General features: G+C 67.4%; 23 protein-coding genes. 11 read left to right on the top strand and 12 right to left on the bottom strand.

The window, feature by feature from the left end; all coding sequences use genetic code 11:
• The first annotated feature begins 131 nt into the window (after positions 1-131).
• The 4 genes from ACZY0R_RS28190 (at position 132) to ACZY0R_RS28175 (ending at position 3,935) form a co-directional block, all read left to right on the top strand.
• Complete coding sequence (locus ACZY0R_RS28190; RefSeq protein ID WP_488863033.1) at positions 132-1,307, top strand: LuxR C-terminal-related transcriptional regulator; 1,176 nt, start codon at positions 132-134, stop codon at positions 1,305-1,307.
• Positions 1,308-1,622: 315 nt separating this feature from the next.
• The gene (locus ACZY0R_RS28185) at positions 1,623-2,135 is read left to right on the top strand and encodes an AmiS/UreI family transporter (RefSeq protein ID WP_035873613.1); all 513 of its coding nucleotides are present in this window, start codon (positions 1,623-1,625) and stop codon (positions 2,133-2,135) included.
• Positions 2,136-2,252: 117 nt separating this feature from the next.
• Positions 2,253-3,485 (top strand): formamidase, encoded by a 1,233-nt coding sequence (gene fmdA, locus ACZY0R_RS28180; RefSeq protein ID WP_488863030.1) that lies wholly within the window; start codon positions 2,253-2,255, stop codon positions 3,483-3,485.
• A 126-nt stretch (positions 3,486-3,611) separates the two neighbouring features.
• Positions 3,612-3,935 carry an FmdB family zinc ribbon protein gene (locus ACZY0R_RS28175; RefSeq protein WP_488863028.1) on the top strand — a complete coding sequence of 108 codons (324 nt, stop codon included), beginning with the start codon at positions 3,612-3,614 and terminating at the stop codon, positions 3,933-3,935.
• An 83-nt stretch (positions 3,936-4,018) separates the two neighbouring features.
• Here the strand turns inward: ACZY0R_RS28175 and ACZY0R_RS28170 are convergent, their stop codons facing one another.
• Positions 4,019-6,223 carry a TonB-dependent siderophore receptor gene (locus ACZY0R_RS28170; protein ID WP_488863026.1) on the bottom strand — a complete coding sequence of 735 codons (2,205 nt, stop codon included), beginning with the start codon at positions 6,221-6,223 and terminating at the stop codon, positions 4,019-4,021.
• A 349-nt stretch (positions 6,224-6,572) separates the two neighbouring features.
• Here ACZY0R_RS28170 and ACZY0R_RS28165 point away from each other — a divergent pair, with 349 nt between their 5' ends.
• On the top strand, positions 6,573-7,220 hold the full coding sequence (locus tag ACZY0R_RS28165) for a hypothetical protein (protein WP_488863024.1): 648 nt from the start codon (positions 6,573-6,575) through the stop codon (positions 7,218-7,220).
• Between the two features lie 366 nt (positions 7,221-7,586).
• On the opposite strand, the gene ACZY0R_RS28160 is transcribed toward ACZY0R_RS28165, so the two are convergent.
• Positions 7,587-8,501 (bottom strand): LysR family transcriptional regulator, encoded by a 915-nt coding sequence (locus tag ACZY0R_RS28160; RefSeq protein WP_488863022.1) that lies wholly within the window; start codon positions 8,499-8,501, stop codon positions 7,587-7,589.
• A 104-nt stretch (positions 8,502-8,605) separates the two neighbouring features.
• On the opposite strand from ACZY0R_RS28160, the gene ACZY0R_RS28155 reads away from it, so the two are divergent.
• Together ACZY0R_RS28155 and tam are read left to right on the top strand one after the other, a co-directional pair.
• Positions 8,606-8,905 carry a hypothetical protein gene (locus ACZY0R_RS28155; RefSeq protein ID WP_488863020.1) on the top strand — a complete coding sequence of 100 codons (300 nt, stop codon included), beginning with the start codon at positions 8,606-8,608 and terminating at the stop codon, positions 8,903-8,905.
• A gap of 61 nt (positions 8,906-8,966) precedes the next feature.
• Positions 8,967-9,737 (top strand): trans-aconitate 2-methyltransferase, encoded by a 771-nt coding sequence (gene tam / locus ACZY0R_RS28150; protein ID WP_488863018.1) that lies wholly within the window; start codon positions 8,967-8,969, stop codon positions 9,735-9,737.
• Positions 9,738-9,864: 127 nt separating this feature from the next.
• On the opposite strand, the gene ACZY0R_RS28145 is transcribed toward tam, so the two are convergent.
• On the bottom strand, positions 9,865-10,194 hold the full coding sequence (locus ACZY0R_RS28145; protein WP_488863016.1) for a hypothetical protein: 330 nt from the start codon (positions 10,192-10,194) through the stop codon (positions 9,865-9,867).
• A gap of 39 nt (positions 10,195-10,233) precedes the next feature.
• The gene (locus ACZY0R_RS28140; protein WP_045237106.1) at positions 10,234-10,575 is read right to left on the bottom strand and encodes a zinc ribbon domain-containing protein YjdM; all 342 of its coding nucleotides are present in this window, start codon (positions 10,573-10,575) and stop codon (positions 10,234-10,236) included.
• Positions 10,576-10,760: 185 nt separating this feature from the next.
• On the opposite strand from ACZY0R_RS28140, the gene ACZY0R_RS28135 reads away from it, so the two are divergent.
• Positions 10,761-12,305 carry a serine hydrolase gene (locus ACZY0R_RS28135; RefSeq protein WP_488863013.1) on the top strand — a complete coding sequence of 515 codons (1,545 nt, stop codon included), beginning with the start codon at positions 10,761-10,763 and terminating at the stop codon, positions 12,303-12,305.
• A gap of 107 nt (positions 12,306-12,412) precedes the next feature.
• Here ACZY0R_RS28135 and ACZY0R_RS28130 read toward each other — a convergent pair whose 3' ends face one another.
• The 4 genes from ACZY0R_RS28130 to ACZY0R_RS28115 are packed head-to-tail and all read right to left on the bottom strand — an operon-like array spanning position 12,413 to position 18,784.
• Entirely contained in the window at positions 12,413-13,843 is a 1,431-nt protein-coding gene (locus tag ACZY0R_RS28130) for an efflux transporter outer membrane subunit (RefSeq protein WP_488863011.1), read from the bottom strand.
• A 50-nt stretch (positions 13,844-13,893) separates the two neighbouring features.
• On the bottom strand, positions 13,894-15,021 hold the full coding sequence (locus ACZY0R_RS28125) for an ABC transporter permease (protein ID WP_488863009.1): 1,128 nt from the start codon (positions 15,019-15,021) through the stop codon (positions 13,894-13,896).
• A 15-nt stretch (positions 15,022-15,036) separates the two neighbouring features.
• Positions 15,037-17,793, bottom strand: coding sequence for a ribosome-associated ATPase/putative transporter RbbA (gene rbbA / locus ACZY0R_RS28120; RefSeq protein ID WP_488863007.1), 2,757 nt, complete (start codon positions 17,791-17,793; stop codon positions 15,037-15,039).
• 4 nt (positions 17,794-17,797) lie between these two features.
• Positions 17,798-18,784, bottom strand: coding sequence for an HlyD family secretion protein (locus ACZY0R_RS28115; protein WP_488863005.1), 987 nt, complete (start codon positions 18,782-18,784; stop codon positions 17,798-17,800).
• A gap of 462 nt (positions 18,785-19,246) precedes the next feature.
• On the opposite strand from ACZY0R_RS28115, the gene ACZY0R_RS28110 reads away from it, so the two are divergent.
• Both ACZY0R_RS28110 and ACZY0R_RS28105 read left to right on the top strand, forming a co-directional pair.
• Entirely contained in the window at positions 19,247-19,438 is a 192-nt protein-coding gene (locus tag ACZY0R_RS28110) for a DUF3562 domain-containing protein (RefSeq protein ID WP_045237101.1), read from the top strand.
• Between the two features lie 224 nt (positions 19,439-19,662).
• Positions 19,663-20,256, top strand: coding sequence for a hypothetical protein (locus tag ACZY0R_RS28105; protein WP_488863003.1), 594 nt, complete (start codon positions 19,663-19,665; stop codon positions 20,254-20,256).
• Positions 20,257-20,441: 185 nt separating this feature from the next.
• Here ACZY0R_RS28105 and mepK read toward each other — a convergent pair whose 3' ends face one another.
• From mepK to ACZY0R_RS28085, 4 genes are all read right to left on the bottom strand, one after another.
• Positions 20,442-21,002: a peptidoglycan L,D-endopeptidase MepK gene (gene mepK / locus ACZY0R_RS28100; protein WP_488863001.1), complete on the bottom strand. Its 561-nt coding sequence runs from the start codon at positions 21,000-21,002 to the stop codon at positions 20,442-20,444.
• A 19-nt stretch (positions 21,003-21,021) separates the two neighbouring features.
• The gene (locus ACZY0R_RS28095; protein ID WP_488862999.1) at positions 21,022-22,638 is read right to left on the bottom strand and encodes a L,D-transpeptidase family protein; all 1,617 of its coding nucleotides are present in this window, start codon (positions 22,636-22,638) and stop codon (positions 21,022-21,024) included.
• A gap of 174 nt (positions 22,639-22,812) precedes the next feature.
• Positions 22,813-23,268 carry a universal stress protein gene (locus tag ACZY0R_RS28090; RefSeq protein WP_488862997.1) on the bottom strand — a complete coding sequence of 152 codons (456 nt, stop codon included), beginning with the start codon at positions 23,266-23,268 and terminating at the stop codon, positions 22,813-22,815.
• A 98-nt stretch (positions 23,269-23,366) separates the two neighbouring features.
• Positions 23,367-24,374: a zinc-dependent alcohol dehydrogenase family protein gene (locus ACZY0R_RS28085; protein ID WP_488862995.1), complete on the bottom strand. Its 1,008-nt coding sequence runs from the start codon at positions 24,372-24,374 to the stop codon at positions 23,367-23,369.
• A 221-nt stretch (positions 24,375-24,595) separates the two neighbouring features.
• Between ACZY0R_RS28085 and ACZY0R_RS28080 the strand changes: the two genes are divergently transcribed.
• Positions 24,596-25,075: a universal stress protein gene (locus ACZY0R_RS28080; protein ID WP_488866231.1), complete on the top strand. Its 480-nt coding sequence runs from the start codon at positions 24,596-24,598 to the stop codon at positions 25,073-25,075.
• The last annotated feature ends 7 nt before the right edge of the window (positions 25,076-25,082 follow it).

Raw genomic sequence — 25,082 nt, 5'->3', positions numbered from 1 at the left:
GCGCGTCTTGACTTTTGAGGTTCCAGCGGAAACACTGGCCGGCAATCCTCATTTTGAAGAGAGCGGGGCAGACGGCATTTACCCGAGCGCTGCCCGAATCCACTGTGCCAGAAGTCATGGAGGACGCGCGGTTGACCGCCAAGAATGCCGATAGCGCCGATCCCCTGACCGGTGAACTGGTCTACCGCATCCACGCCGCGCGCGACGACGAAGGGTTGCGCGGCGTCATTGCGCTGCTGCGCGACCAGTTCTCCGCGGGCACGGCGGTGCTGGCACGGCGGCACCTGGCTGGCGGACAGGGAGCGGTACTGTGCGGCGCGCCGGATGATGCGGCGTTCTTCCGCACCTTCGCGGAATACTCGCCACGCAATCCCTGGTTTCTCTCCAGCAACGCCTACCAGCCGCTGCAGGTGATCGGCGGCGAAGACATGCTCAGCAGCAGCGACCTGGTCAGGACGGACTTCTACCATGCACTGCTGCGGCCCCATCAATACCTGCACCGCTTGTGCGGGGTCGTTGCCCGCGAGGCCGACGTGGTCTATTTCCTTGAGCTGTACCGGCGCGAAGACCAGCGGCGATTCAGCGCGAAGGAAAAGGCCGAGTTCCGCGGGCTGCTGGCGCATATGGCGTTGTCGCTGGAGAACCGCTGGCAACGGCACAGCGCCGCCGACCTGAGCCAGGCGCTGATGCGCATCATCGACGGTCATCCCAGCGCTACCTTCCTGGTGGAGCAGGACGGACGCATCGTCTATTGCAACCGCAGCGCCCAGGCGCTGTGCGGGCAGGGCAGCGGGCTGTACCGGGACGGGGACTATCTCGCCGCCGTCATGCCCACCGATCACCGTGCCTTGCGCGAGATGCTGGCCGGGCTGGCGCGCGGTGCCGGCGACATGCGCGATGCCCACGCGGCCCATGCGGTCCATGCCGCCCTGGTGCCGACCCAGGTGCTGTCGGTCTGCGCGCCGGGATTTGCGTTGCCCACCACACTGACGCTGCAGCCCGCCGGCGCGTCCTTGCGTACCGGCCTGGGCGAGGAGCGCGCGGTGGTGGTGGTCAGCGCGCGCCGGCAGGGCACGGAGCACGCGCACCACGATTGCCTGTTCGCACGCCAGTTCAAGTTGAGCGAGGCTCAGGCGCGGGTCAACGCGCTGGTCTTTGCCGGCCACTCCATCGCCAGCCTGGCCGAGGTGCTGCACGTCTCCGATAACACGGTGCGCAGCCACCTCAAGCAAATCTTCCAGAAGACCAACACGCACGGCCAGATGGAACTGGTGCGCCTGCACGCCCAGCACTGCCCGCCGGCCTGACCGCCCGGAAGCGGCAAAACCCTTGCGGGCCGGGATCCGCGCAGGCCCGCATTGGCGCGGCGCACCATCCTTCCCCGGCGCGAACTGACACGCGTGTTTCGTATCCCGCTTGCGCCGTTGCCTCATGCGCCTGGGTGAAATCGCCTCACCCAGCCGGATGAGACGGAAATCCTCGCCGTGAGGGATTCGCATGAGCACGGCCCTGCATATAGTTGACCCGTCGCCACACGGCAGGGCGCGGCGCCAGGGCCCACGAACACGAACACGAATACGAGCACCCAATAAAACAAGACCACCTCACGGGGGAGACACGCCATGCTAGGCCTGACCTTGCTGTACGTCGGAGCAGTGCTATGCCTGAACGGCCTTTGGCTGCTCGGAAAAATTGGCGACCGCGAGATCTGGGTCGTGAATATCTTCGCCGGCGGAGTAACGATGCTGGTGTCGCTGCGGCTCATCTTCGGCGGCGAGGCGGATAGCGCATCGATCAAGGCCGGCGCGCTGACGCTGCTGTTCACCTTCACCTACCTGTGGGTTGCGCTCAACCGTTTCAATGGTGCCGACGGGCGCGGCCTTGGCTGGTTCAGCCTGTTCGTCTCGGTCACGGTGATTCCCGTCGCCATCGACGCGCTGCGCAACGCGAACTCCGTCTGGGACACCTGGTTCGCCTGGTGCTGGGTCGGTTGGGGCGTGCTGTGGTTCCTGTATTTCCTGTTGCTCGCGATGCAGCGCCCCATCCTGAAGTTCACCGGTTTCGCCACGGTCCTGGCAGGCATCGCGACTGGCTGGCTGCCAGGCTATCTGCTGCTGAGCGAGTCATTCAAATAGGCAGTAACGGGGCGCGCAATCGCGCGCGACGAAGCAGGTTCAGGCAGCCACCACGGCTGCATGGTTTCACGGCCGCAATCCGGCGATTGACCGGATCCACACCAAGGAGACAGGCAGATGGCAGATACCCTTATCAAGGTCGATCTCGCGCAGTCGGCGTACGAGAACGAGAAGGTGCACAACCGCTGGCACCCGGATATCCCGATGGCCTGCTGGGTCAATCCCGGCGACGAATTCATCCTGGAAACCTACGACTGGACCGGCGGCTTCATCAAGAACAACGAGTCCGCGGACGACGTGCGGGACATCGACCTGTCGATCGTCCACTTCCTGTCCGGGCCGGTGGGCGTGCATGGCGTCGGGCCGGGGGACCTGCTGGTGGTGGACCTGCTCGATGTGGGCGCCAGGCAGGAGAGCCAGTGGGGCTTCAACGGCTTCTTCTCGAAGAAGAACGGCGGTGGCTTCCTGACGGACCATTTCCCGCAGGCGCAGAAGTCCATCTGGGATTTCCACGGCGTCTACACCACGTCGCGCCACGTGCCCGGCGTGCAGTTCGCGGGGCTGATCCACCCGGGGCTGATCGGTTGCCTGCCCGACCCCAAGCTGCTGCAGACCTGGAACGAACGCGAGGTAGGCCTGATCAAGACCGACCCCGACCGTGTGCCGCCGCTGGCCAACCCGCCGTTCGCCGCGACCGCGCACATGGGCAGGCTCCAGGGCGACGCCGCGCAACGGGCGGCGGCAGAGGGCGCGCGCACCGTGCCACCGCGCGAGCATGGTGGCAACTGCGACATCAAGGACCTGTCGCGCGGCTCGCGGGTGTACTTCCCGGTGTATGTGGATGGCGCGGGGCTGTCGGTGGGCGATCTTCACTTCAGCCAGGGCGACGGCGAGATTACCTTCTGCGGCGCCATCGAGATGGCCGGGTGGGTGCACATGCGGGTGAACGTGATCAAGGGGGGGATGGCGAAGTACGGCATCAAGAATCCCATCTTCAAGCCCAGCCCGATCACGCCGACCTACAACGACTACCTGATCTTCGAGGGGATCTCGGTCGATGAAGGCGGCAAGCAGCACTACCTGGATGTCAACGTCGCCTACCGGCAGGCCTGCCTGAACGCGATCGAATACCTGACCAAGTTCGGCTACTCGCGCGCGCAGGCCTACGCCATCCTGGGCACGGCGCCGGTGCAGGGGCATATCAGCGGCGTCGTGGACATACCCAACTCCTGCGCCACGCTGTGGATACCGACACAGATCTTCGACTTCGATATCCGGCCGCAGGCCAGTGGACCCACTGTGCATATCAAGGGAGGTGCCGATGTCCTGCTCTCACCCGACCTGGCCTGACGTAGCGCTGACGAGCGCCGGGTCGATGTGAATCGATGTGAAGCGATCTGAAGCAACCGGCGGCCGGCGCGGATTCCCGTATTCGCACGGACCGCGCCGGCCGGTTCCAACCGAGCGGAGACCTGAATGCCCATTTATGAATACGCGTGCGTGGATTGCGGCAGCTTCAGCGCGGTGCGGCGCATCGACGATCGCGATGCGCCTCAGGCGTGTCCCGGCTGCGGCCAGCAAGCGCCGCGCATGGTCACGGCGACGATGCTGGCGCTGATGCCGTCGGCTCGGCGTGCCGCGCATGCCGGTAACGAGCGCAGCGCCCATGCGCCGGTCAGTTCGCAGGGGCACCGCCACGGGCCCGGCTGCGGCTGCTCGGGGGGGGGCGCCCGGCTGGCTGGCACGCCGGACGCCGCCAAGTCCTTTCCCGGCACGCGGCCATGGATGATCAGCCATTAGCGAGTCCATCTGGCGACGGGCTACGCAATGCACAGATCGAAGGAAGGCAGCAAGCGCGCGCCCTGGCACCCCTGCGGCCGGTTTCAGAAGCGGTAGGTCACGCTGCCCACAACGGTTCGCCGCGCGCCGAAGTAGCAGTCGCCACGTGCCAGGCAAGTGGTGACGTATTGCTTGTCGAACAGGTTGGTCATGTTGAGCGCGACGCGTACCGGGCCATGGTCATAGGCGAGCATGGCATCGAACAGCGTCACGCCGCTGACCTTGTTCTGGTCCGTGCCGTCGTAGCTCGGGCCGACATAGCGCACGCCGCCGCCGGCGGCGAAGCCCGGCAGTTCGAACAGGTTGAACTTGTAGGTTGCCCACAGCGAGGCCATGTTCGACGGCGTGCTGGCCAGGCGCTTGTCGATCTCGGCGGCGCTGCCTTCGGTCACGCGGGCGTCCAGGTAGGTGTAGCTGGCAATCACGTCGAGCCGGTTCGACAGCGAGGCCGTGGCTTCCACTTCAATGCCGCGCGTACGCGCCTCGCCCACCTGCACGGTATCCGGCACGCCGTTGAGCACGCCGGCGGTCTTGCGGTTCTTTTCCCGCATGTCGAAGGCGGCCACGGTCAGCATGGCGTTCTTGCCCGGCGGCTGGTACTTGATCCCGGCTTCCCACTGGGAGCCGCGCAGCGGCTTGAATGCCTGGTTGGCCTTGTTGAAACCGGCGAGGCCCTGGAAGGATTCCGAGTAGCTCACGTATGGATTCAGGCCGATGCCGGACTGGTACATCAGGCCGAATCGCTTGGTCAGTTCGCTGTCGTCGCGCGAGGCCGACGGCGTGTTGTCCTGCGATGCGCGTGACCAGTCGTAGCGCAGGCCAAGCATCAGCAGCCACTTGTTCCAGGAAAGCTGGTCCTGGAGGTAGATACCGGTCTGCGCCTGCGTGCTGGGGTTGAGGTCGCGCGTCGATGCCGGCGCGACGAAGTTGCCATAGACGGGATTGAATACGTTGAGCGGCGCGGCGGTGCCCCCCACGCCGGTGCGGCCGGTAATCTCGGCGTGCTGGTAGTCCACGCCGGTGAGCAGCCGATGGCCGATGCTGCCCGTCCGGAACGTGGCCTGTGCCTGGTTATCGATGGCAAATGCGTTCAGCGTGGGCTGGTTCAGGTAGACCGTGCGGCGCATCAGCGTATCGCTGCCCGGCACCCAGCCATGCGTCGCGCCGGTAAAGCCCGCCGCATAGATGCTGCGGTAGTCGACCGTGCTGTGCGAATAACGCAGGTTCTGGCGAACCGTCCAGGTTTCGCTTGCCTTGTGCTCGAACTGGTAGCCGACGGAGGCCTGTTCGGCGGTGTACCGGTCGAAGCCCGGTTCGCTGCTGAACAGGTGATCGGGGATCTGGCCCGCCGGGTTGGAGTACAGCGTCCCGCGCCAGGGATAGAAGCCCACCGACGTGCCGCTTTCATCTCGCTGGAAGTTGGCAAGCAAAGTGAACGACGTGTCGGCACTGGGCCGGAATGTGAGGGAAGGCGCGATCAGGTAACGGTTGTCCTTGACGTAGTCGACCTGGGTATCGCTGTCGCGCGCAAGGGCCACCAGCCGGTACAGCCACTTGCCATCTGCATCCAGCGGCCCGGTCAGGTCGGCCTGGACCTGCTTGCGGTTGTAGTTGCCGAACTGCACGCCGATCTCGCGGGCGGCTTCCGCCTGCGGGCGCTTGCTGACAAGGTTCAGGATCCCGCCGACCGCGCCCTGGCCAAACAGCATCGACGACGGGCCGCGCAGCACGTCGATGCGTTCCAGCCCGTAGACGTCGGCGCGCACGTTGTTATAGAAGCCGACCTGGTTGAGCAAACCGTCCTGGTATTGCGTGAAGTCCGTACCGCGGAACTTGCCCCAGTCGCCCCGGTTGTCATTGCCATACGGGCCGGCATGGACGCCGGCGCTGTAGCCCAGCGCCTGCTGCACCGACTGGGCGCCTTGCGCCTCGATGCGGTCGCGGGTGATGACGGAGATGGATTGCGGCGTTTCCATCAAGGGAGTGTCGGTCTTGGTCGCCGTCGCGCTGCGTTTGGCCACGAACCCGTGCACCGGACCGGTCGGCGTTTCGTCGGCGTTGCTGGCCCGCACCGTCACCGCTGGCAGTTCCGCTGCATCCGCCTTGCCAGCTGACGGCTGGGCCGCCGGCGCCTGGGCGAAGGCCGTACCGATGGCCTGGAGGCTCAATGCCAGGGTGGTCAGGGAAACGGTGTGGCGCCTCCGGCGGGGTTGGCGGAGTGCGGCGCGCTTCGGCATGTTCAGGTTCATCGGTATTTTCAGGATCTTGCGAGACGGCCGGGGAGGTGGCGGGAAACCGTTGGCCTGTTGTTTGAAAAAATATAAATGCAAATCATTATCACTACCGTTTGCATTGTAACTGAATGTGTCGAAAGGATTACAAAGGTGATAGCGCGACAGGGTTATCTGCTCTCGGACCGTGTTCTCGGATACGCCGTTTTGCATGGCGAATTCAGCGGGCGACTGTCCGGCGACGAGGCCGGAAAGCACCTTGGCGTCCGGGGACGCCCGGTGTTCCCTGAAACCGCGGAACCGGCCGTCGCTGGCATGGCCTAGAATTGCCTTGCGAGACCAACACGTCGCGAGCGGAGGGGGGCGAATGGCACGGTTTTGCAGCAGGCTCGTCCAGGCAGGCATGCTTGCCTGCGTGCTCGCGTATTCCGCGTCCGGGCTGGGCGGCGAAGACGTAGCGCTATTGCCCGTCAAGCTCCCGCGGCACGTTGAGATTCAGTTGCCGAAGGGATGGACGCTGTTGTCGGAGGCGCAAAGCCGGGGCCGCGAGGTGACGCTCGATGCCGCGACCGACATCACGCGCCATGCATCGGAGGGGGACCGGCTGAACCTCCTTCACGCCGTGTCGAACTCCAGTGGCCCGTATGCAGCCGTCGTGATCAACTCGATTCAGCCGCCGGGCGTTTCGTTCAGGCAGGTGCGCAAGTTCGATGAGGACATGCTCAAGGCGTTCGGCGCAGGCTTCGAACGCTTGATCCGGGATTCGCTCAGGAAGTCCGGCAGGCAATTGCTGTCGATCACCAGTCCGCGCCTTGAGACGGTTGGCGGCTGGCCGGCCATTGCCATCAGTTACACCCGAAGCGGCGACCAGGGCACGATTTACGTGCAGCACTTCGACATCTATACGCCAGACCAGGAGCTTCTGCTGATCCTGGCCTGCCGCGACGCGGGGCGCGGCACATGGCTGCCAGTGCTCGAACGGATCACGAAATCGCTTGTGGCCGGCGAGAACTAGGCTGCCGGACTGACCCGGACGCGCATTCAGCTACCCGCGCACATTGCGCGGCTCTCTTGCCGCGAACGCCGGGTGGTCGCGCAGCGCATGGGAACTGGCCAGGCACTGACGCGGGCGAGTGTGTATCGGCTTCAGAAGGACGACCAGTCCGAAGCCGATGAGGAAACCGCCGGCGCAGCCGCAGCGCTTGCACGCGGCGCAACGGCCCGCGGCGAAACAGTGGCGGCCTTGGGCGCGGGCGCGCGGCTGGCGGCGCTGGCCACGGCCTGGTTGCCCAGCGCCGGAACACTGGAAATCCGCTCTTCAGGGCCTGTTGTCTGCCGGGCAGATCAGGGCTTCCCATGACTCAGGCGATGATGCCGGTCTTCATGCGGCCGGCCCTCCCGGCGGCAGCATCTCGCGCACCAGCGCGCGCAAGCGTATGACGGCTGCTGGCAGATTGGCCTGGCGCATCGCCAGGTGCAGCGGGGCAGTCAGCGACGGGCTGCCGGCAAGCGCGCGGTAGGCGATGTCGTCGCCGCCCAGGCGGCGCATGGAGGCGGGCACCACCGAAATGCCAAGGCCTGCCGCCACCAGGCTCAGCGTGGCGGGCAGGCGCGGCGCTTCCTGCGCCACCAGCGGGCTGAAGCCCGCCGCGCGGCATGCGGTCAGGATGGCGTCGTACAGCCCCGGCCCGGCCGGGCGGCGGTAGAGAATGAACGGCTCGCGCGCCAGCGCCGACAGCGGCAAGGCGCCGGCATCCGCCGCCAGCGGGTGCCCGGCTGGCAGCGCGGCCAGCATTGGTTCCTCCAGCACGGCATCGAGCAACAGCCCGGTGGTGCTGCCCACCGGCGAGCGCACGAAGGCCGCGTCGAGCCGCTCATGCAGGATCGCGTCCACCAGTTCGCTGGTGCCGGCTTCCTCCAGCGTGACGGCAACGCCCGGCACGCTCTCGCGAAACCTGCGCAGCACGGCGGGGACGAAAGGGTGCGAGGCGGCGGAACTGGTGAAGCCGACGGCGAGCCGCCCTTGCTCCCCGGCCGCGGCACGGCGCACCACCTCGGCCACGCCTTCGGCTCGCGCCAGCACGGCGCGGGCTTCCTCCAGCAATGCCAGCCCGGCCTCGGTAGGCCGCACACCGCGCGGCAGGCGCCGCATCAGCAATACGCCCAGTTCGTCCTCCAGGCCGCGCAACAAGCGCGTGAGCGGCGGTTGCTGCATGCCCAGGCGCTCGGCGGCGCGGGTGACGTGTCCTTCTTCGGCCAGCACGACGAAGGCGCGCAGCCGGCGTAGCTCGATCATTGCGATACTCTCAGAGTATGGATTTTGTGCTCAGGATGCATTGGAAATCATAGCAGTACAGGCCTATGCTGACGGCGTGAATCGCATCGCGTTGGAGCACGGCCATGCAGCAAGACAGGGATGGAGGGCAGGATCAGGCCGCGGATGCCGGTCTGCCTGCCGCGTCGCATGCGGGCAATCTGCTGGAATTCCTGGCCTGGCTGGCGGCCGGGCCGCGCACCTATGCCGACACCATGGAGGCATGGCGCACCTCCTGCCCGCGGCTTTCCGCGTGGGAGGACGCGAACGCGGCCGGCCTGGTCGACATGGAATGCGCGGCGGGCGTGCCGCGCGCGCAGGCTGTGGTCCTGCTCACCGCGAAGGGCAAGGCCGTGCTGCGCCGGGCGAGGCCGCCATCGGCGTGAAGAACGCCAGCGTATCGACGCATTCACCAAGCACCAGAACCGAACCCGCAAAGGAGCAGCAATGACTTGGTCAGCCCGGCAGTACGTGAAATTCGAGAACGAACGGACCCGTCCGGTACGGGACCTGCTGGCCGCCGTGCCAGGGCGCGAGCCGCGCGTGGCGGTGGATATCGGCTGCGGCCCGGGCAACTCGACCGAGGTGCTGGCCGCGTGCTTTCCCGGCGCCCGCGTGACCGGGCTGGACAGCTCGGACGACATGGTCGAGGCCGCGCGCAAGCGGCTGCCGGAACTGAAGTTCGAAGTCAGCAGCATCGAAACCTGGGACGACCCGGGACCCTACGATGTGATCCTCGCCAATGCCGTGCTGCAATGGCTGCCCGATCACGCCCGCCTGCTGCCCGCGCTCGCCGCCAAGCTGGCGCCGGGCGGCAGCCTGGCGATCCAGGTGCCGGACACCCTGGACACGCCGGCGCACCGCCTGATGCGCGACGTCGCCGCCGACGGCCCGTGGGCCGGCAAGCTGGCCGCCGCCGCGCAGGCGCGCACCGCGCTGCCGGGCGCTGCCTGGTACTACGCGCTGTTGCGCGCGCACTGCGCCACGGTCGATGTGTGGCACACCACTTACCATCACGCGCTGGCAGACGGCCCGGCCGCGATCGTGGAGTGGTTCAAGGGTACCGGCCTGCGCCCCTTCCTGGATCCGCTGGACGAAGCGGAGCGGGTGGCCTACCTGGAGCGCTATACGGCGGAAGTGGCGCGAGCCTATCCGCCGATGGCGGACGGCTCCGTGCTGCTGCCGTTCCCGCGGTTCTTTATCGTGGCGACGCGCTAGCGGTGAAACCGGCGGGCTTCAGCGGCCCGCTGTCAGCTTGCTGACGTTCATCCCGTACATCTGCCGTTCGCCGTCATGGATGGAGTCGATGCAGGCATGGCGGCCTGACTGGGGGGCCATTCCACGTCTAGCGCGGACTCGGGGGGACGGGGTCAAACGCAATGTTTTCGCTTATCCAACCATCCACCCCGTTCTCGCAACGCATCCTTGAGGACACGATGATGTCCTTCAAGTATTGCTGCACCAGCTTGCATTTAGTACCTGGAGCGAGGACTGCGATCGGTTTTTCATCAACCAAAGCGGACGAAGGCACATCGACGATATCCCCATACACCGGGACAGGCATGACAACCGTGTAAGTCCTCCAATCCAGCCACGCGTAGCCGGTCGCCGACATCGCGGCGAGGAACGCGAACACCAGAACCGGGGCTGCAACCAACAGCGTTCGGAGTTTCATTCGCCTCGCGACAGCAGGGGCTGTGACGTGCTGGCGGGCTCAGGCCTTGCGCAGGAAGCAGGCCTTGAGCATGAAGCTGCCACCGTCCATCTTGCAATCGACTTCGTGGTCGCCGCCCACCAGCCGGATGCTCTTTACCTTGGTGCCCATCTTCAGCGTGATGGACGAGCCCTTGACCTTCAGGTCCTTGATCAGCACCACGGCGTCGCCGTCATTCAGCACGGTGCCGTTGGCATCCTTCACCACCGCGTCCGCGCTGTCGTCCGCTTGCGGGGCGGCCACCATCGCCCACTCATGGCCGCAGTCGGCGCAGACGAAATTGTCGCCGTCAGGGTAGGTGTTTTCGAGGGTGCATTGGGGGCAGGCGGGGATCGTGGACATGATGGTTTTGGCTGGATGCGGCTTGAGGGGCCAGAGGGGCTAGAGTATAACGTCGGGTGGGTGCCGGTTCCGGCATCCGTCCCCGGATGCGCGGCGGCGTACAGAGCCGCAAGGCAGGATGCAGTGTGCTTGCGCCCCCTCCAGAACGGCCCCCCGCGGGTCTTCGGCATCGTGAGAGAACTGTCATGACTCGATTGCAAGAGCGTCGTCGTTTCCTGGGTGCCGCGCTGGGTGGAGCGCTTTCGGCTTGCGGCGGAGGCGATGGCTCCGCCGCGGAAAGCGGCCCGCCGGGCCCGGTGCCGGAGGCGCAGGTTGCCAACGCGATCGGCCAGCTGGACAAACTGGCGGCCGGCGCGATGGCGAGTTCCGGGGTGCCCGGCATGGCGGTGGCCGTGGTGCGGGACAACCAGACCGTGTACGCGAAAGGCTTCGGCAGGCGCGTCGTCGGTTCGGCCGCCGCCGTGGATGCCGATACCGTTTTCCAGCTCGCCTCCCTGTCCAAGCCGATCGGCGCGACCGTGGTGGCGCACCAGGTCGGGCAGGGCGGCCTGAAATGGGACACGCCGGTGCGCGCGCATCTGCCCTGGTTCACCCTGTCCGACCCCGAGGTGAGCGAACTGGTCACCATCGCCGACCTTTACGCACACCGTTCGGGCTTGCCCGATCACGCGGGCGACCGGCTGGAGGATATGGGCTACGGCCAGCGGGAAGTGATTGAACGCCTGCGCTTCCTGCCGTTGGGCGCATTCCGCGCCTCGTATGAATACACGAACTTCGGACTGACCGCCGCCGCCGAATCGGTCGCGGTGGCGGCCGGCCTCGACTGGGCGACGCTGTCCGAGCGCGCGATCTACCAGCCGCTCGGCATGGGCAGTACCAGTTCGCGCTTTGCCGATTTTGCCGCGCGGACCAATCGCGCGCTCGGGCACGTCAAGGTGAACGGCAACTGGGTGCAGGGCGCCGGCACCATGCCGGACGCGCAGTCGCCGGCCGGTGGCGTGAGTTCGTCGGTCAACGACCTGGCGAAGTGGCTGGCGATGCTGCTTGGGCAGGGCGTGTTTGCCGGCACGCGCGTGGTCGATGCGGCAGCGCTCGCTGCCGCCGTGTCCCCGCAGGTGCAATCCTCGCCGCCGGGAAACGGCCGGCCGGCGGGTTTTTATGGCTATGGCTTCAATGTGGGCGTCACGCCCGCTGGCCGACCTTCCTGGAGCCATTCTGGCGCGTTCGGGCTGGGTGCGGCGACAAGCTTCACCGTGGTGCCCTCGACCGGCCTGGCCATCGTGACCCTGACCAATGGGTATCCGATCGGCTTGCCGGAAACTTTGAACGCCCAGTTCTTCGATCTGGTGCAGTTTGGTGCCATCCAGCGCGACTGGGGCGCGCTGTTCGCGCAGGCATTGGCGCCGATGCTCGCGCCCGAAGGCTCCCTGGTCGGCGTTTCGCCACCCGCCGCGCCATTGCCGGCGCGCGCCTTGTCGATCTATACCGGGACCTATCGCAACAATTACTACGGTCCGCTGCAAGTCAGTGAGCAGGGCGGGTCGCTGGCGCTGGCGATCGGGCCGGTTCCCATGGTGCTGCCGCTGACGCATTGGGACGGAGACGTATTCACGTTTACGCTGCGCAACGAGAACGCCATGCCGGGTACGATTTCGAAGGCCAGCTTTTCCAGCGATCGCGTCACGCTTGAGTTTTACGATGCGGACAAGGTTGGCACCTTCGTGCGATGAGCGGCGTGGACCGTCATGTGTCCGCCGGTTGATCTCGATGCCGCCGACGGCATCCATGCCTGTACGGGACACCGGATGATTTCCCTGCGCGACTTTCGCTTCCAGGCCTAGCTCTTATCTCCAGGCGACCACGAACCGCCCAGCGCGCGATATAGCTGCACGGCCGCCACGGCTTGTGCCGTCTGCGTCTGGATCTGCTCCTCCTCGCGCCGCAGCGCGTCGATACGCGCGTCCAGCACGTCCTGCAGCGTGCGCCGGCCGCCTTCATAGAGGCGCGTGGCGCTCTGGCTGTTGCGCTGCGCGGTAGCGACGACCGCATCCAGCCGGGCGCCGCGCTGGTCCAGGCCATGACGCAGGCCGTAGGCGTTGTCCACTTCCTCCAGCGTGAGCAGCACGGCCTGGTCGTAGTTCGCCTGCGCGGCCTGCAGGCGGGCGTCGCCGGCATCGATGTTGGCCTGGATGCGCCCGGCGGTGAAGATCGGCAACTGCACGCCGACACCCAGCAAGCCGCCCGTGCCGCTCAGCGTGGGCAGCCCGTCCACGTGCAGGCGCCCATCCTGGCCGAGGAAGGTCAGGTAGAAGCGCGGGAACAACTCCGCTTTTGCGCTGCCGAGCCTGGCGGCTTGCGCGCGCACCAGCGCGGCCGAGGCGCGGACATCCGGGCGCCGCTCGATGACCTGGGACGGCAGTTGCCCCGCCGGCGGGGCCGGCACGAAGAACGGCGGCGGCGGGGACAATGCCGTTGCGCTCTGCGGTACCTGGCCGGCGAGCACCGCCAGCCGGCGCTCCCGGATCGAGATCAGGTTGGCCAGCACCGGCCGCTGCGCCTGCAGCGCGCCAAGCTGCTCGCTCACGCGATCGATGTCATAGGGCAGCGCCTGGCCGGCTGCATAGCGTGCGCGGGTGTAGCGCAGCAGATCGCCGATGGTTTCCATGCTGCGGTCAAGCAGTTGCAGGCGGCGCTGCAGACCACGCGCCGCGGCATAGTTCTCGGCCACGTCGGCGGCAATCGCCAGGCGCGTGCCGCGCAGGCGCTCCTCGGCGCTGAGCGCGACGGCTGCCGCGGCTTGCGCGTCGCTGCGCCGGCCGCCGAAGATGTCGATCTCCCAGGCCACGGTCACGCCGGCAAGGTGGCCGTCCAGTCCGGGAGACATGTCGGGCAACCCTGCGGGGCTGCGCAGGTCGGCCACGCCCCGCGCGGCCAGCGCCTGCGCCGAGAGCGTGGGGTAGAGCGCCGAATCGGCCACCCGCCCGATGGCGCGCGCTTCCGCCAAGCGCGCCTGCGCGACGCGCAGGTCGATACTGGCTTGCAGCGCCTGGGTGACGCGCTGCGTCAGTTCCGGGTCGCCCCAGTTTTGCCACCACTGTGCCAGGTCCTGTTCCGCGGCTGGCGTGCCCTGGGCGGGGGTTTCGCTGAACGCGGCCGGGGCCGCGATACCGCCGGGCACGGTCACGTCGACCGTGGTGCAGCCGGCCAGGCCCGCGGCGATACATGCGATGAGGCCGGTGAGGATGCCGCGTGCTGGATAAGTACTCAAGGCAGAAGTCCGTTTGGTGAGCGGGCGGGAGGAGCGATCAGGCATGGCGTCTAACCCTGCTGTGCCAGCATGGAGCGGAACCGCGTCAGCGCCAGGGCGAGGAAGATCCCGCCCGCGGCCGTCACGCCCAGCAACTGCGGCCACACCACGTCCACGCCCGCGCCGCGGAACAGGATGGCCTGGGTGAGGTTGACGAACTGGGTCGTCGGCAGGAACTGGACCGCGTGCTGCATGGCCTGCGGCATGCTCTGCACCGGCGTGGCGGCGCCGGACAGCAGGTAGGCAACGGCATAGGTCGGCACCGCCAGCAGGCCGAACTGCGGCATGGCCGGCGCGATGGTGGCGAGCCACATACCGAGCGCCGTGACGGAAAAAAGGTAGAGCGCCGTGCTCAGCGCGAAGAGTCCCAGCGATCCCGTGACCGGCACCGCCAGCCACAGATGCACCACCAGCCACAGCGACAGCAGGGACGCCAGGAAGATCACCGCGCCGTTGGCGAGGATCTTGGCCACGGCGATCTCGCTGGCGCGTACCGGCATTACCAGCAAGTGCTCGATGGTGCCGTGCTCGCGCTCGCGGATCACCGCCGCGCCCACCAGGATGATGGCCAGCACGGTGATGTTGACCACGATCTGCATGGTGGATGTGAACCAGTGCGATTCCGTGTTGGGATTGAACATCACCGTGCTCTCCGCGCGCACGGGGAGTTGTGCCTCGATGCCCCGCGCGTGCAGGAACTCAAGCACCTCGCGCGTGAAGATCTGCTGCAGGTAGGTAGCTCCCAGCCCCGCCTGCGTCATCGCCGTGGCATCGACCAGCACCTGCACCGCCGGCGTCCGGCCCGCCAGCACGTCGGCTTCGAAGCGAGGCGGGATCTCGATGGCGAAGATATAGCGGCCACGGTCCAGCTCCGCGTCGACGTCGTGCCTGTCGACATCGACCGGCGTCTTGAAATACGGCGGACGGATCGCGTCGCGCAGGCGGCGCGACAGCTCGGAGTGGTCGCCGTCCACAATCGCCACCGACGCGTTCGACACCTCGGCCTTGATGCCCTTGGCCACCGAGTGCACGGCCAGCGTAAAGGCGAACACGATCAGCACCATCAGCGTGATATCGCTGAACAGGCTGCGCAGCTCCTTGCTGCACAGCCGGGCCACGTTCTTGCACCATTGGTTCATCGCAGCATCTCCCGGCTACGCCTCCTGCTTGCGCAGCAGCAGGCGGGCGCCGGCCAGGTACAGCAGCGCAAAGCCCAGCAAGGCCAGGTACATGGCGCCAAAGCTGCCGGCGCCCAGGCCCTTGGTGAAGCTGCCCAGGCTGACCAGCTGGAACCACGACGACGGAAAGCCCAGGCCGATCCAGTAGCTGCTGCCGGTCAGCGTGGAAACGGGATAGAGCAGGCCGGAGAAGTTCACAGATGGAATCAGGCACAGGATGGCGGTGCCGAAGATGGCGGCCACCTGCGAACGCACGAAGGTGGACACCAGCAGGCCGAGCGCGGTGGCAGCCAGCACGAACAGCGCGGCGCCCAGCGACAAGGCGAGGAAGGAGCCCTTCAGCGGCACCTGCAGCAGCACGATCGCCAGGGCCACCAGCGTGAGGTAGCTGACCATGGCAAGCCCCACGTAGGGGAGCTGCTTGCCGATCAGGTATTCGCCCACGCTCGCGGGGGAGGCATAGAGGTTGGTGATGGATCCCATCTCCTTCTCGCGCACCACGCCGAGCGCGGTCAGCATGGTCGGGATCAGGATCAGCGCCAGCATGATGATGCCCGGCGTGATGGCATAGATGCTGCGGAATTCCTGGTTATAGATAAAGCGCGACTCGATCGACACGGGCAGCGCGGCGGGGCGGGCCGGCAGCGCGCGCATCTGCGCATTGGCGTAGGCCAGCAGCACGCCGGTGACATAGGCGCGCGTGGTCGCGCCGGGGAACGGGCTGGACCCGTCCACGCGGAAGGCGAGTTGCGGTTGCCGGCCGGCCAGCAGGTCGCGCTCGAAACCGGGCGGGATATCGACGATCAGCATGTCGTTCGCGGCACGCAGGCGCCGGTCAGCGTCCGCCTCGCTGCGCACGTCGTTGGTCTGCACGAAGTAGCGCGAGCCGGAGAACTGCTCCACCAGTTCCCGGCTGGCGCGGCTCTGGTCGCGGTCCAGCACGGCGAAGCGCACGTTTTCCACGTCGAAGGAAACGCTCCATGCCGCGGCGCACAGCAGCACGATCGGGCCGAGGATGGCGAATGCCAGCCTGAGCTTGTCACGCGCCAGTTCCATCGCTTCGCGCCGGGCGAAGGCCCAGGTGCGCGCCAGGGCCGATCCGCCCGGATGGCCCGCGGGTTTGTCGTCCGGCGCGCAGGGCGGGGCCGGTTGCGCGGATACGGTAGCGGCGGCAGCGCCGTTGTCCGGGTTCTCCGCTTGCTCCAGATAGGTGACGAAGGCGTCCTCCAGCGTCTGCGCGTGGCAGCGCTCCCGCAGGGCCTCCGGGCTGCCCACGGCCAGCACGCGGCCGCGATGCATGAAGGAGATGCGGTCGCAGCGCGCGGCCTCGTTCATGAAGTGCGTGGAAACGAAGATCGTCACGCGCTGCTGGCGCGAGAGCTGGACCAGGTGGCGCCAGAACATGTCGCGCGCGCCGGGATCCACGCCGGAGGTGGGCTCGTCGAGGATCAGCACTTCTGGATGGTGCAGGCATGCGGCGGCCAGCTGCAGGCGCTGGCGGATGCCGAGCGACAAGGAAGCGGGCTGCGCCTCGGCGTGCTGGTCCAGTTCGAAATCTCGCAGGGCTTTTCCGACCGCCTGCCGCGCGGCGTCGCCTTCCATCCGGTAGAGCCGGGCGTGCAGGTCCAGGTTCTGCCGTACCGTGAGTTCTTCGTAAAGCGAGAACGCCTGCGACATATAGCCCACCCGCATGCGCGTGCGCATATCGCCGGCGTCGATGGTCTGGCCGAGCAGGCGCGCGGTGCCGCTGGTGGCATCGAGCAGTCCGGTCAGCATCTTCATGGTGGTGGTCTTGCCGCAGCCGTTTGAGCCGAGAAAGCCGAAGATCTCGCTGCGCTCGATGCGAAAGCTCACGTTGTCCACGGCGGTAAAGGCGCCGAAGCGCCGCGTCAGGCCTTCGGCTTCGATGGCGGGTTCGCCGTCGTCGGGCGGGCGGGGCGGGAGCAGCAGGCCCGTCGCCTCGCCGCGCCGCGCCGACGGCAGCAGCGAGATATAGGCTTGCTCGAGATCGGTGGTGCCGGCGCGGGCCAGCACATCGGCGGTGCGGTCGCACACCAGCACCTTGCCTGCATCCATGGCCACCAGGTGCTCGAAGCGCTGCGCTTCCTCGATATACGCGGTGGCGACGATGACCGTCATGTTGCTGTGCTCGGCGCGCAGGGCTTCCACCAGGGTCCAGAACTGGCGCCGCGAGAGCGGATCCACGCCCGTGGTGGGCTCGTCGAGGATCAGCAGGTCCGGGTTGTGGACCAGCGCGCAGCACAACCCCAGCTTCTGTTTCATGCCGCCGGAGAGTTTGCCCGCCGGGCGGTCCGGGAAGGGCGCCAGGCCGGTGGCCGCGAGCAGGCGCCCGATGCGCTGGCGCCGCTCGGCGGCGCCCAGGCCGAACAGCCGGGCGAAGAAGTCGACGTTCTCGTAGACGGAGAGCGTCGGGTACAGGTTGCGCCCCAGCCCCTGCGGCATGAAGGCCACGCGCGGCAACAGCGCCTCCCGGGCCTGCCGGTCGCGCAAGTCCGCGCCAAGGACCGACGCGCTGCCTTGCTGGATGCGCTTGACGCCGGCGATCACGCCGAGCAGGGTCGACTTGCCGACGCCGTCGGGGCCGATCAGGCCGATGGTGGCGTTGCCGGGCAGCGTGAGCGATACGTTGTCCAGCGCCACGCTGGCGCCATAGCGATGCGACAGGCCATCGATCCGGATGGCCGCGGCGCGGTCGGGGTGCGGGTCCGGCATGACGTCAGGCCGGCTGCTGGCGCAGCGTCAGCCCGGCTGGCCAGGGCTGGGTGGCATCCAGGCGCACGAAGCCATCGCCCGTCATGCCGGCCTTCAGCTTTGCCGCGTAGCGCTGCGCCACTTCCGGCGTCAGTTGCAGCTTGACGCGATACATCAGCTTGGCCCGCTCGGCATCGGTCTCGACATACTTGGGCGTGAACTGCGCCTCGCTGGCCACGAAGCTGATACGGGCCGGGATGGGTTCGTCCTGCATGGCGTCCAGCACGATGCGGGCCTCGTCGCCGATGGCCAGCTTGCCGGCCGCGCCGGCCGGTAGGAACACGGTGAAGTACATGTCGGCCAGGTTGAGCAGGGACACCACGCGGCCGCCCGCCGGCAGCACCGTGCCGACCTCGATCACGCGATACTCCACGCGGCCGGCCACGGGCGCGCGGATGGTGGCTTCGTCCCGCAGGATTTTCAGGCGGGCGATCTGCGCGTCGGCTTCCACGACCGCCGCCCGGGCTTCGCCAAGCGCGGCCCGCGCGCCGGTCACGCTCGCGCTTTCACCATCCAGGCCAAGCTGCCGGCGATCCCGTTCGACGGATGAGATCTGGCGGTCCTGGTACAGCTTGACGGCTTCGGTCAGCTCCAGCCGTGCAAGGCGCTGGCGGCTCGCACGGGCATCGATTTCGGCCTGCGCGCGCGATGCGGCCTGCACGGCGCGCTCCCGTGCGGCGGTGGCGAGGTCCAGCTGGGCCAGCAGTTCGGCGTCGTCCTGGCGGGCCACCACGGCACCGGCGGAGAGGGCCTCGCCCTCGCGCACCGGCAGGTCGATCACGCGGCCGCCATACTTCACGGCCACGTCGAGCCGGCCGATTTCCATGCGCCCGTTGCTGTGGACGACATAGGCCGGCCATGGATCGCGTTGGCCGGCGAACCACCACAGTGCGGTGCCAGTGACGGCGGCAAGGAACAGTGCCGCGATACCCCAGCCTGGTTTTATTCTCATCGGCTACCTGTGCGCTGAATAAGGGAATGCCGCCAAAGGGCTCCAGGGTTTCAGGGCGTCAGGAGAAGTGAGAGGGAGGACGATGAAGACAAGCCTTGAACCGTGGGGCGACGGTGTGGGTGAAATGCTATCCGTCGCGTCGGCGCCGTGACTTGATCTAGCGCAAGTCAGTGGCGGCGACGACACATTTCTGAAGAGGGGTTCTAATTCCTGGTGCCACAGGATTCAGGAAGCCATGCGCGATAAAGGCCCCCAAGGGCTATTCTGCAAAAGGCGCAAACCATAGGCGCCCCCTTCGAAGAGACGGGCGCGGTTGACATGGATCAACGCTCGCCTGCCGGGCTCGCCGACACTCAATGCAGAAGCGCTGGGATTCCTGTCCGCTGGCGGGCATGGCCTTTCACCGATGCCCATCCGCATCCGGGCGCCAGGTACTGCGGCCTCGCGAGAGAGACGTAACCGATGCATACCCACAGCGACGAAGAATGGATTCAGCGCATCGCGGAGGAACTGGACGCCCCTCTGGAGGCCGTGCGGCAAGTGTATCTTGAGGCGCTGCGGGATTTAAGTACGGATGCGCGCATCCATGACTACCTGCGCCTGTTCGTTGTGAAGCGTGTCACTGCTGCGTTGCGCAGGCGCCCGCAGGCGTAGCGCGTGCCGACATGCCGCGCGCCATCGGGCGCGCAGAAACCGGGGCGCCTCGCGCAAACATCCCGCCCGGCGCGCTTTGCGTCTATGGTTGAGGCAGGGCAAAGTGTTGGCCGGGAGTTGTGATAAGCCTACCTGATGCCCTCCGTGACGGATCGCCTGTGCCTGTCGCCCACATTGGCGGCAAAAGGCACGGCACAAGCCTGGGGTCATTCAAGGAGAAGAAAATGAAGCGAAAGTTGCTTTTGACCATGGCCACGACGGCCGCTCTGGCCGGGCTTGCGCAGCCGGTGTTTGCGCAGCCCGAAACCAAGGGCGAGATGATGACCGCGCCAGGAAAGGCCGCGTTTTCCGAAACAACGAAAGTGGCGGCTACCGTCATGAAGATCGACGCGGCAAGCCGCACTGTCACGTTGAAGGGCCCCAAGGGCCGGGTGTTCGATCTCGCGGTGGGGGACGAAGTGCGCAACTTCGATCAGATCAAGGTAGGCGACAAGGTCGTCGCCGAGTACAAGCAGGCCCTGACGCTGGAACTGAAGAAGGGCGGGAACGGGATTACCGAACGCACCGAGCGCGAAGCCGGGGACCGCACCGCCGCGGGCGCGAAGCCGGGCGCGGCGGCAGGCCGGCAGGTGACGGTCGTTGCGAACGTCGTCGCCGTGGACATGAAAAAGCAGCATGTCACGCTGCAGGGCCCGAAAGGAAAGGTCAACCTGAATGTGGAGGATCCGGACCAGTTGAAGAACATCAAGAAGGGCGACCAGGTGCAGGCGGTCTATACGGAGGCCGTGGCCATCGCGGTGGAGCCCGCGACCAAGTAGGCTGTGTGCTGCATCAGGGCCTGCTGCCAGCGACGGTGGCAGGCCGATGCGGCAGTCGTCCGGATGGCGCTGGTGAGCGATTGCCAGCGCCGTCATCCTGCAAGCCATCGCGCACTTCGCTACCTGTTTTAAATCCCCCAATATCCGGCCCCGTGCACCACGGGGGCGCGAGGGTGGCCGCCTGATTACCAGTCGCGCACGCGCCCCGTGTCCGCATGCACGAACTGCTCCTGCGGATAGAAGCCCACGCCGCCGCCGCGCAGCGACAGGGCGGCATCGCGCAGGTCGGCCAGCGGCACGCCGGGCAGGCGGATATCGATGGCCTTGCCGTCCATATGCAGGCTATGGCTGGCCACGCCGCCGCCGCGCGTCTTGCGCAGGCGCGCGTTGGTGGCCGGACTGCGATAGCCGGAGATGACCTGGAAGGGTGCCTCGCAGCACAGTGCTTGTTTCAGGCGGTAAAGCAGCGCGAACAGTTGCGGGTCGATCACGCCGACCTCGCCGGAGTAGTGATCGCGCAGGAACCGGTTGAGCGCGGCCAGCGACTCGGGCACGAACTGTTCGCCTACGGCGTAGACCACGGCGATGCGCTCGCCGGTGTGGGTGTGGTCGAAGGCGAGGCTGCGGGCGTCCGGCAGCGTCGCCAGGGCAGGCAAAGGCGCCAGCGGCAGCACGGCGCCGGCCAGGGCCAGCTTGCCGGTGTGGCTCAGGAACAGGCGGCGGGGTTTGCTCGGCGGTTTGGTCATCGGACGCTTTTCCCTGGGACTAGTAAGACAATTGTGGGCGCATTGGCGCCGACGCAACGGTCCGCCGGCTGGCGGACCGTTGCCGCAGTGCCTCGTCCAGCACCTTGTCGAGCCCGTAGATATCGGGGAAGAAATAGACGCGCCCGTCGGCCTTGACGATGGCAGTGCCGTACGCGAGCACCACCGGCAGCGGCTGTTGCAGCCGCAGCGTGCTGGACTGTCCCCGCTCCATGGCCTCGCGGATGCGCGCTTCGGTCCAGTCGGGTGTGTCCTGCAGCACAAAGCTGGCCAGCGCCACCGGCTCCTCGACACGGATGCAGCCATGGCTCAGGTCGCGCCGGCCGCGCGTGAACAGGCTGGGCGCGGGCGTGTGATGCAGGTAGATATTGTCGTTGTTGGGGAAGATGAACTTGATGTCGCCAAGCGCATTCATCGGTCCCGGCCGCTGCCGGATGCGCAGTTGCCCGCGCTGGACGGCGTCCAGGCTGGCCGCCGACAGCGTGGTCACCGCCTTGCCGTCGCCACCGACGAACTCGAAGCCTTGCCGCTCGAAATAGCCGGGGTCGCGGCGCAGCCTTGGCACGGTTTCCGCGCGCGCAATGGAGGGCGGGACGTTCCAGTATGGGCTGAACTCGATAAACCGCATGTCCTCCTTGAAGAGCGGTGTCCGCGTGTCGAGCGCCTTGCCGACGATGACCCTCATTTCCGCCTTGACCTGGACATGGGCGTCGTGGACCTCGTAGGCACGCAACACGAACTCCGGCACGTTGACCACGATCATGCGCGGGCCCTCCAGTAAGGGCGTCCAGCGCAGGCGCTCCAGTGTCAGCTCGATCTGCCGTACCCGGCCGGCGACCGGCGCATTCAGCTGGGCAAAAGTTCCCGCGCCGATCTCGCCGTCCGCGTCCAGCCCGTGGCGGGCCTGGAACGCCTTGACGCCATCCACTATCGTGCCTTCGTAGCGTTCCGGGGCCGGCGTGCCCACGGGCAGGTCGCCGAGGGCGATCAGGCGCTGCGTCAGCGCCGGCACGCCGGCGTAGGCCTGGCCGCTCACCAGCTTCCTGTCCGGCAGCGGCGGCAGCGGTGCCTGCCAGGCCGCATGGCCAGCCAGCGCGCGATAGCGGGCAAGCGCCCCGCGCAGGGTGCCATAGAGCGGGAACGCCGGCGCCGCCCGCAGGACTGCCTCGGGCAGATCGTGCCCGGCGACGGCTGCGCGCAGGTAGGCCGACGGATTGAACTGGCCGTCCGGCGCCGCGGCAAAATTCTCGTGGATTTTGCGGGGATCGACCCGGCCGCCGTGCAGGTCGGCGAGATATTGTTCCATCGCCGCCGTCAGCCTGTTGTCAAGCAAGTTCAAGGCTTCAGGCGCCAGCGGCGGTCCGTCCGCCGCCTGGCCAAGCGCGCGGCGCAGGTCCCCGGCGTCATAGTCGCGGGGTTCCAGCCCGTCGGCCGCGGCGGCGGCGAGGATGTCGGCCGCCTGCCGTGCTTCGGTGGAGGGGCGGCCCTGCGAGAACCAGAGCGTGGCGTCCGCGGCCAGCGTGCCCGCATGGCAGCTCAAGGCCCACGCGCCCAGCAAGCCGGCCACGATTCCGCGCACGGCCGCGCCGTTGCGGCGGAAAAAGGAAGTGCTACGCATCAACCCGTGCATGGCCGGTCGGGGAAACGTCGGGCGCGGTCGGCCCCTTAGCTGTGGAGCGCTTGTCACTGTGGCGTGCTTGTCAAAGGATCGGTTCCTGTATTCCAGCCATCCATATCGTCCATACGGCGGACAGGTGCCGCCGGCATGGAGCCCGCGGTCCCCGTTGCGGATTCACTCCGGGATCTCGCTGCGGACCATCAGCACCGGCTTGTTGCTCTTGTGCACCACGCCTTCAGCCACGCTGCCCATGACCAGGCGCCGGAAGCCGCGTCGGCCGTGCGTGCCGACCACGATCAGGTCCGCATCCCAGCGATCGGCTTCCTCCACGATGGTAGCGGAGACCTGCCCGGGGGAAACGGGAGTCTCGAGGACTTTGGTCGTATGCGGGACGCCGGCTTCCGCCAGGCGCGTGGCGGCGGCCGCCAGCGCGTCGCGCCCCACGGCAAGGATGCCTTCCATCACCTTGTCGGGATCGTAGCTGCCAACGGAGAAGAGGATATCGCTGTCGTCCGCCACGAAGAGCACCTTTACCTCGCTGCCGGTCGCCTTGGCGACCGTGATGGCCTGGCTCAGGGCAAGTTCCGAAGAACGGCTGCCGTCCACCGCGAGCAGAATTTTCTGGTACATGATCGGTGCCTCCGGGCTGGATGTCGCAAGGCGGGCGCGCATGGGCGCCGCGTCCACCAGCAGCATAAGGCGCGGCACAGTTGGCGTATTGACGTACGTCAAGCAGCCTGGGCGACGCGCAATACCGCCGCGCCGGCCAGGCGGCCCGCGCGCAGGTCGTCCAGCGCGGCACCCGCCTGCTCCAGCGGATAGACGGTGGTGGTGGTGCGCAGCGGCGTGGCCTGTGCGATCCCCATCAATTCGAGGCCGTCTCCGCGCGTGAGGTTGGCCACCGACACGATCGACCGCTCCTCCCATAGCAGGCGATACGGAAAGCCAGGGATGTCGCTCATGTGGATGCCGCCGCAAACCACCGTGCCACCCTTGGCGACGGCCTGCAGCGCCATCGGCACCAGCGCGCCGACCGGCGCGAAAATCAGCGCGGCATCGAGCGGCCGTGGCGCGGGCTGGTCGCTGGGACCCGTCCAGCAGGCTCCGGTGTCGCGGGCGAGCTGGCAGGCGGCGTCGTCGCCGGGCCGCGTGAAGGCGAAGACTTCGCGCTGCTGCGCCACTGCGATCTGCGTCACCAGGTGGGCCGCCGCGCCGAAGCCGTAGATGCCGATACGCCGCGCGTCTCCGGCCATGCGCAGCGTGCGGTAGCCGATCAGGCCCGCGCACAGCAGGGGCGCTGCATGCACGTCGTCGTAGCGTTCCGGGATGGAGAAGCAATAGCGGCTGTCTGCCACGACGTACTCGGCATAGCCGCCGTCGCGCGTATAGCCGGTGAACTGGGGCGTGTCGCACAGGTTTTCGCGCTGCGCCGCGCAGAAGCCGCAGTGCCCGCAGGTCTGCCCGAGCCAGGGCACGCCGACACGGTCGCCAGGGGCGAGGCCGCTCACGCCTTCGCCGCAGGACTCGATCCTGCCGACGATCTCGTGTCCGGGAATCAGCGCGTTTTTGGGGTGCGCGAGTTCGCCGTCGAGAATGTGCAGGTCGGTGCGGCACACGCCACAGGTGCTTACGGCGATACGGACCTCGCCAGGGCCCGGACGCGGTACCGGCACACGTGCCAGGCGCAGAACCGGTCCGGCGCCGTCGAAGATCATCGCGCGCATTGAATCCTGCATATTGCCATCCTCCGCGGCCGCACCATGAGGCGCCCGGATTCCATGCTAGGCCATGCCGGCCGCCGGCGCCTGATCCACGTCAAGGGGGCACGCAAGGGGGCACGCAAGGCGGTGCTGCCGGAAAGCTGCGCAAGCCATGATCCAAATCAACATGGACTTCGCGCTGACGCCCAGACTGGAATTGTCTAAAGCGGGCTCGCCGCGGGTGCGGGAGGTAGATGATGTACAGCAAGATCCTGGTTGCCGTGGATGGCAGCGAATCGGCCGACCGGGCGCTGGCGGAGGCTCTCCACCTGGCCGCCGCGATGGGCTCGGAAGTCACCGTGGTGCATGTCATCGATAACAGCTACCTCAGGTACGAGGTCGGCTATGTCGACCTGACAGACCTGCGCACCAGCCTGCTCGAAGGCGGGCAGTCTCTGCTGGACGAGGCCAAGGCCAAGGCCGCTGCGCAGCAGGTGGCATGCAAGACGCTGATCGTGGACGAGCCGCTGGCGCTGGGCGACGTCGCCAGCGCGATCGAGCAGGCGGCGCAACAAACGCGTGCCGAGTTGATCGTGGTGGGCACGCACGGGCGACGCGGCATGCGGCGCCTGCTGATGGGCAGCGTGGCGGAGGGGCTGGTCCGGCAATGCCGCCAGCCGGTACTGCTGGTGCATGCGCCCCCGGCCGCGGAGAACGCCGGCGCAAGGCCGGCGTAACGGAGGG

The organism is Cupriavidus sp. F041, assembly GCF_057814235.1.
This window is presented reverse-complemented; position numbering and strand designations above follow the sequence as displayed.

Excerpts from the sequence above, each read along its gene's own strand:
- fmdA (WP_488863030.1), top strand. The coding sequence starts at position 2,253 with ATGGCAGATACCCTTATCAAGGTCGATCTCGCGCAGTCGGCGTACGAG.
- ACZY0R_RS28125 (WP_488863009.1), bottom strand. The coding sequence starts at position 15,021 with ATGAACCAATGGTGCAAGAACGTGGCCCGGCTGTGCAGCAAGGAGCTG.
- ACZY0R_RS28095 (WP_488862999.1), bottom strand. The coding sequence starts at position 22,638 with ATGCGTAGCACTTCCTTTTTCCGCCGCAACGGCGCGGCCGTGCGCGGA.
- mepK (WP_488863001.1), bottom strand. The coding sequence starts at position 21,002 with ATGACCAAACCGCCGAGCAAACCCCGCCGCCTGTTCCTGAGCCACACC.
- ACZY0R_RS28170 (WP_488863026.1), bottom strand. The coding sequence starts at position 6,223 with ATGAACCTGAACATGCCGAAGCGCGCCGCACTCCGCCAACCCCGCCGG.
- ACZY0R_RS28160 (WP_488863022.1), bottom strand. The coding sequence starts at position 8,501 with ATGATCGAGCTACGCCGGCTGCGCGCCTTCGTCGTGCTGGCCGAAGAA.
- ACZY0R_RS28155 (WP_488863020.1), top strand. The coding sequence starts at position 8,606 with ATGCAGCAAGACAGGGATGGAGGGCAGGATCAGGCCGCGGATGCCGGT.
- ACZY0R_RS28105 (WP_488863003.1), top strand. The coding sequence starts at position 19,663 with ATGAAGCGAAAGTTGCTTTTGACCATGGCCACGACGGCCGCTCTGGCC.
- ACZY0R_RS28135 (WP_488863013.1), top strand. The coding sequence starts at position 10,761 with ATGACTCGATTGCAAGAGCGTCGTCGTTTCCTGGGTGCCGCGCTGGGT.
- ACZY0R_RS28110 (WP_045237101.1), top strand. The coding sequence starts at position 19,247 with ATGCATACCCACAGCGACGAAGAATGGATTCAGCGCATCGCGGAGGAA.
- ACZY0R_RS28185 (WP_035873613.1), top strand. The coding sequence starts at position 1,623 with ATGCTAGGCCTGACCTTGCTGTACGTCGGAGCAGTGCTATGCCTGAAC.
- ACZY0R_RS28085 (WP_488862995.1), bottom strand. The coding sequence starts at position 24,374 with ATGCAGGATTCAATGCGCGCGATGATCTTCGACGGCGCCGGACCGGTT.
- ACZY0R_RS28145 (WP_488863016.1), bottom strand. The coding sequence starts at position 10,194 with ATGAAACTCCGAACGCTGTTGGTTGCAGCCCCGGTTCTGGTGTTCGCG.
- ACZY0R_RS28140 (WP_045237106.1), bottom strand. The coding sequence starts at position 10,575 with ATGTCCACGATCCCCGCCTGCCCCCAATGCACCCTCGAAAACACCTAC.
- ACZY0R_RS28115 (WP_488863005.1), bottom strand. The coding sequence starts at position 18,784 with ATGAGAATAAAACCAGGCTGGGGTATCGCGGCACTGTTCCTTGCCGCC.
- ACZY0R_RS28090 (WP_488862997.1), bottom strand. The coding sequence starts at position 23,268 with ATGTACCAGAAAATTCTGCTCGCGGTGGACGGCAGCCGTTCTTCGGAA.
- ACZY0R_RS28175 (WP_488863028.1), top strand. The coding sequence starts at position 3,612 with ATGCCCATTTATGAATACGCGTGCGTGGATTGCGGCAGCTTCAGCGCG.
- tam (WP_488863018.1), top strand. The coding sequence starts at position 8,967 with ATGACTTGGTCAGCCCGGCAGTACGTGAAATTCGAGAACGAACGGACC.
- rbbA (WP_488863007.1), bottom strand. The coding sequence starts at position 17,793 with ATGCCGGACCCGCACCCCGACCGCGCCGCGGCCATCCGGATCGATGGC.
- ACZY0R_RS28165 (WP_488863024.1), top strand. The coding sequence starts at position 6,573 with ATGGCACGGTTTTGCAGCAGGCTCGTCCAGGCAGGCATGCTTGCCTGC.
- ACZY0R_RS28080 (WP_488866231.1), top strand. The coding sequence starts at position 24,596 with ATGTACAGCAAGATCCTGGTTGCCGTGGATGGCAGCGAATCGGCCGAC.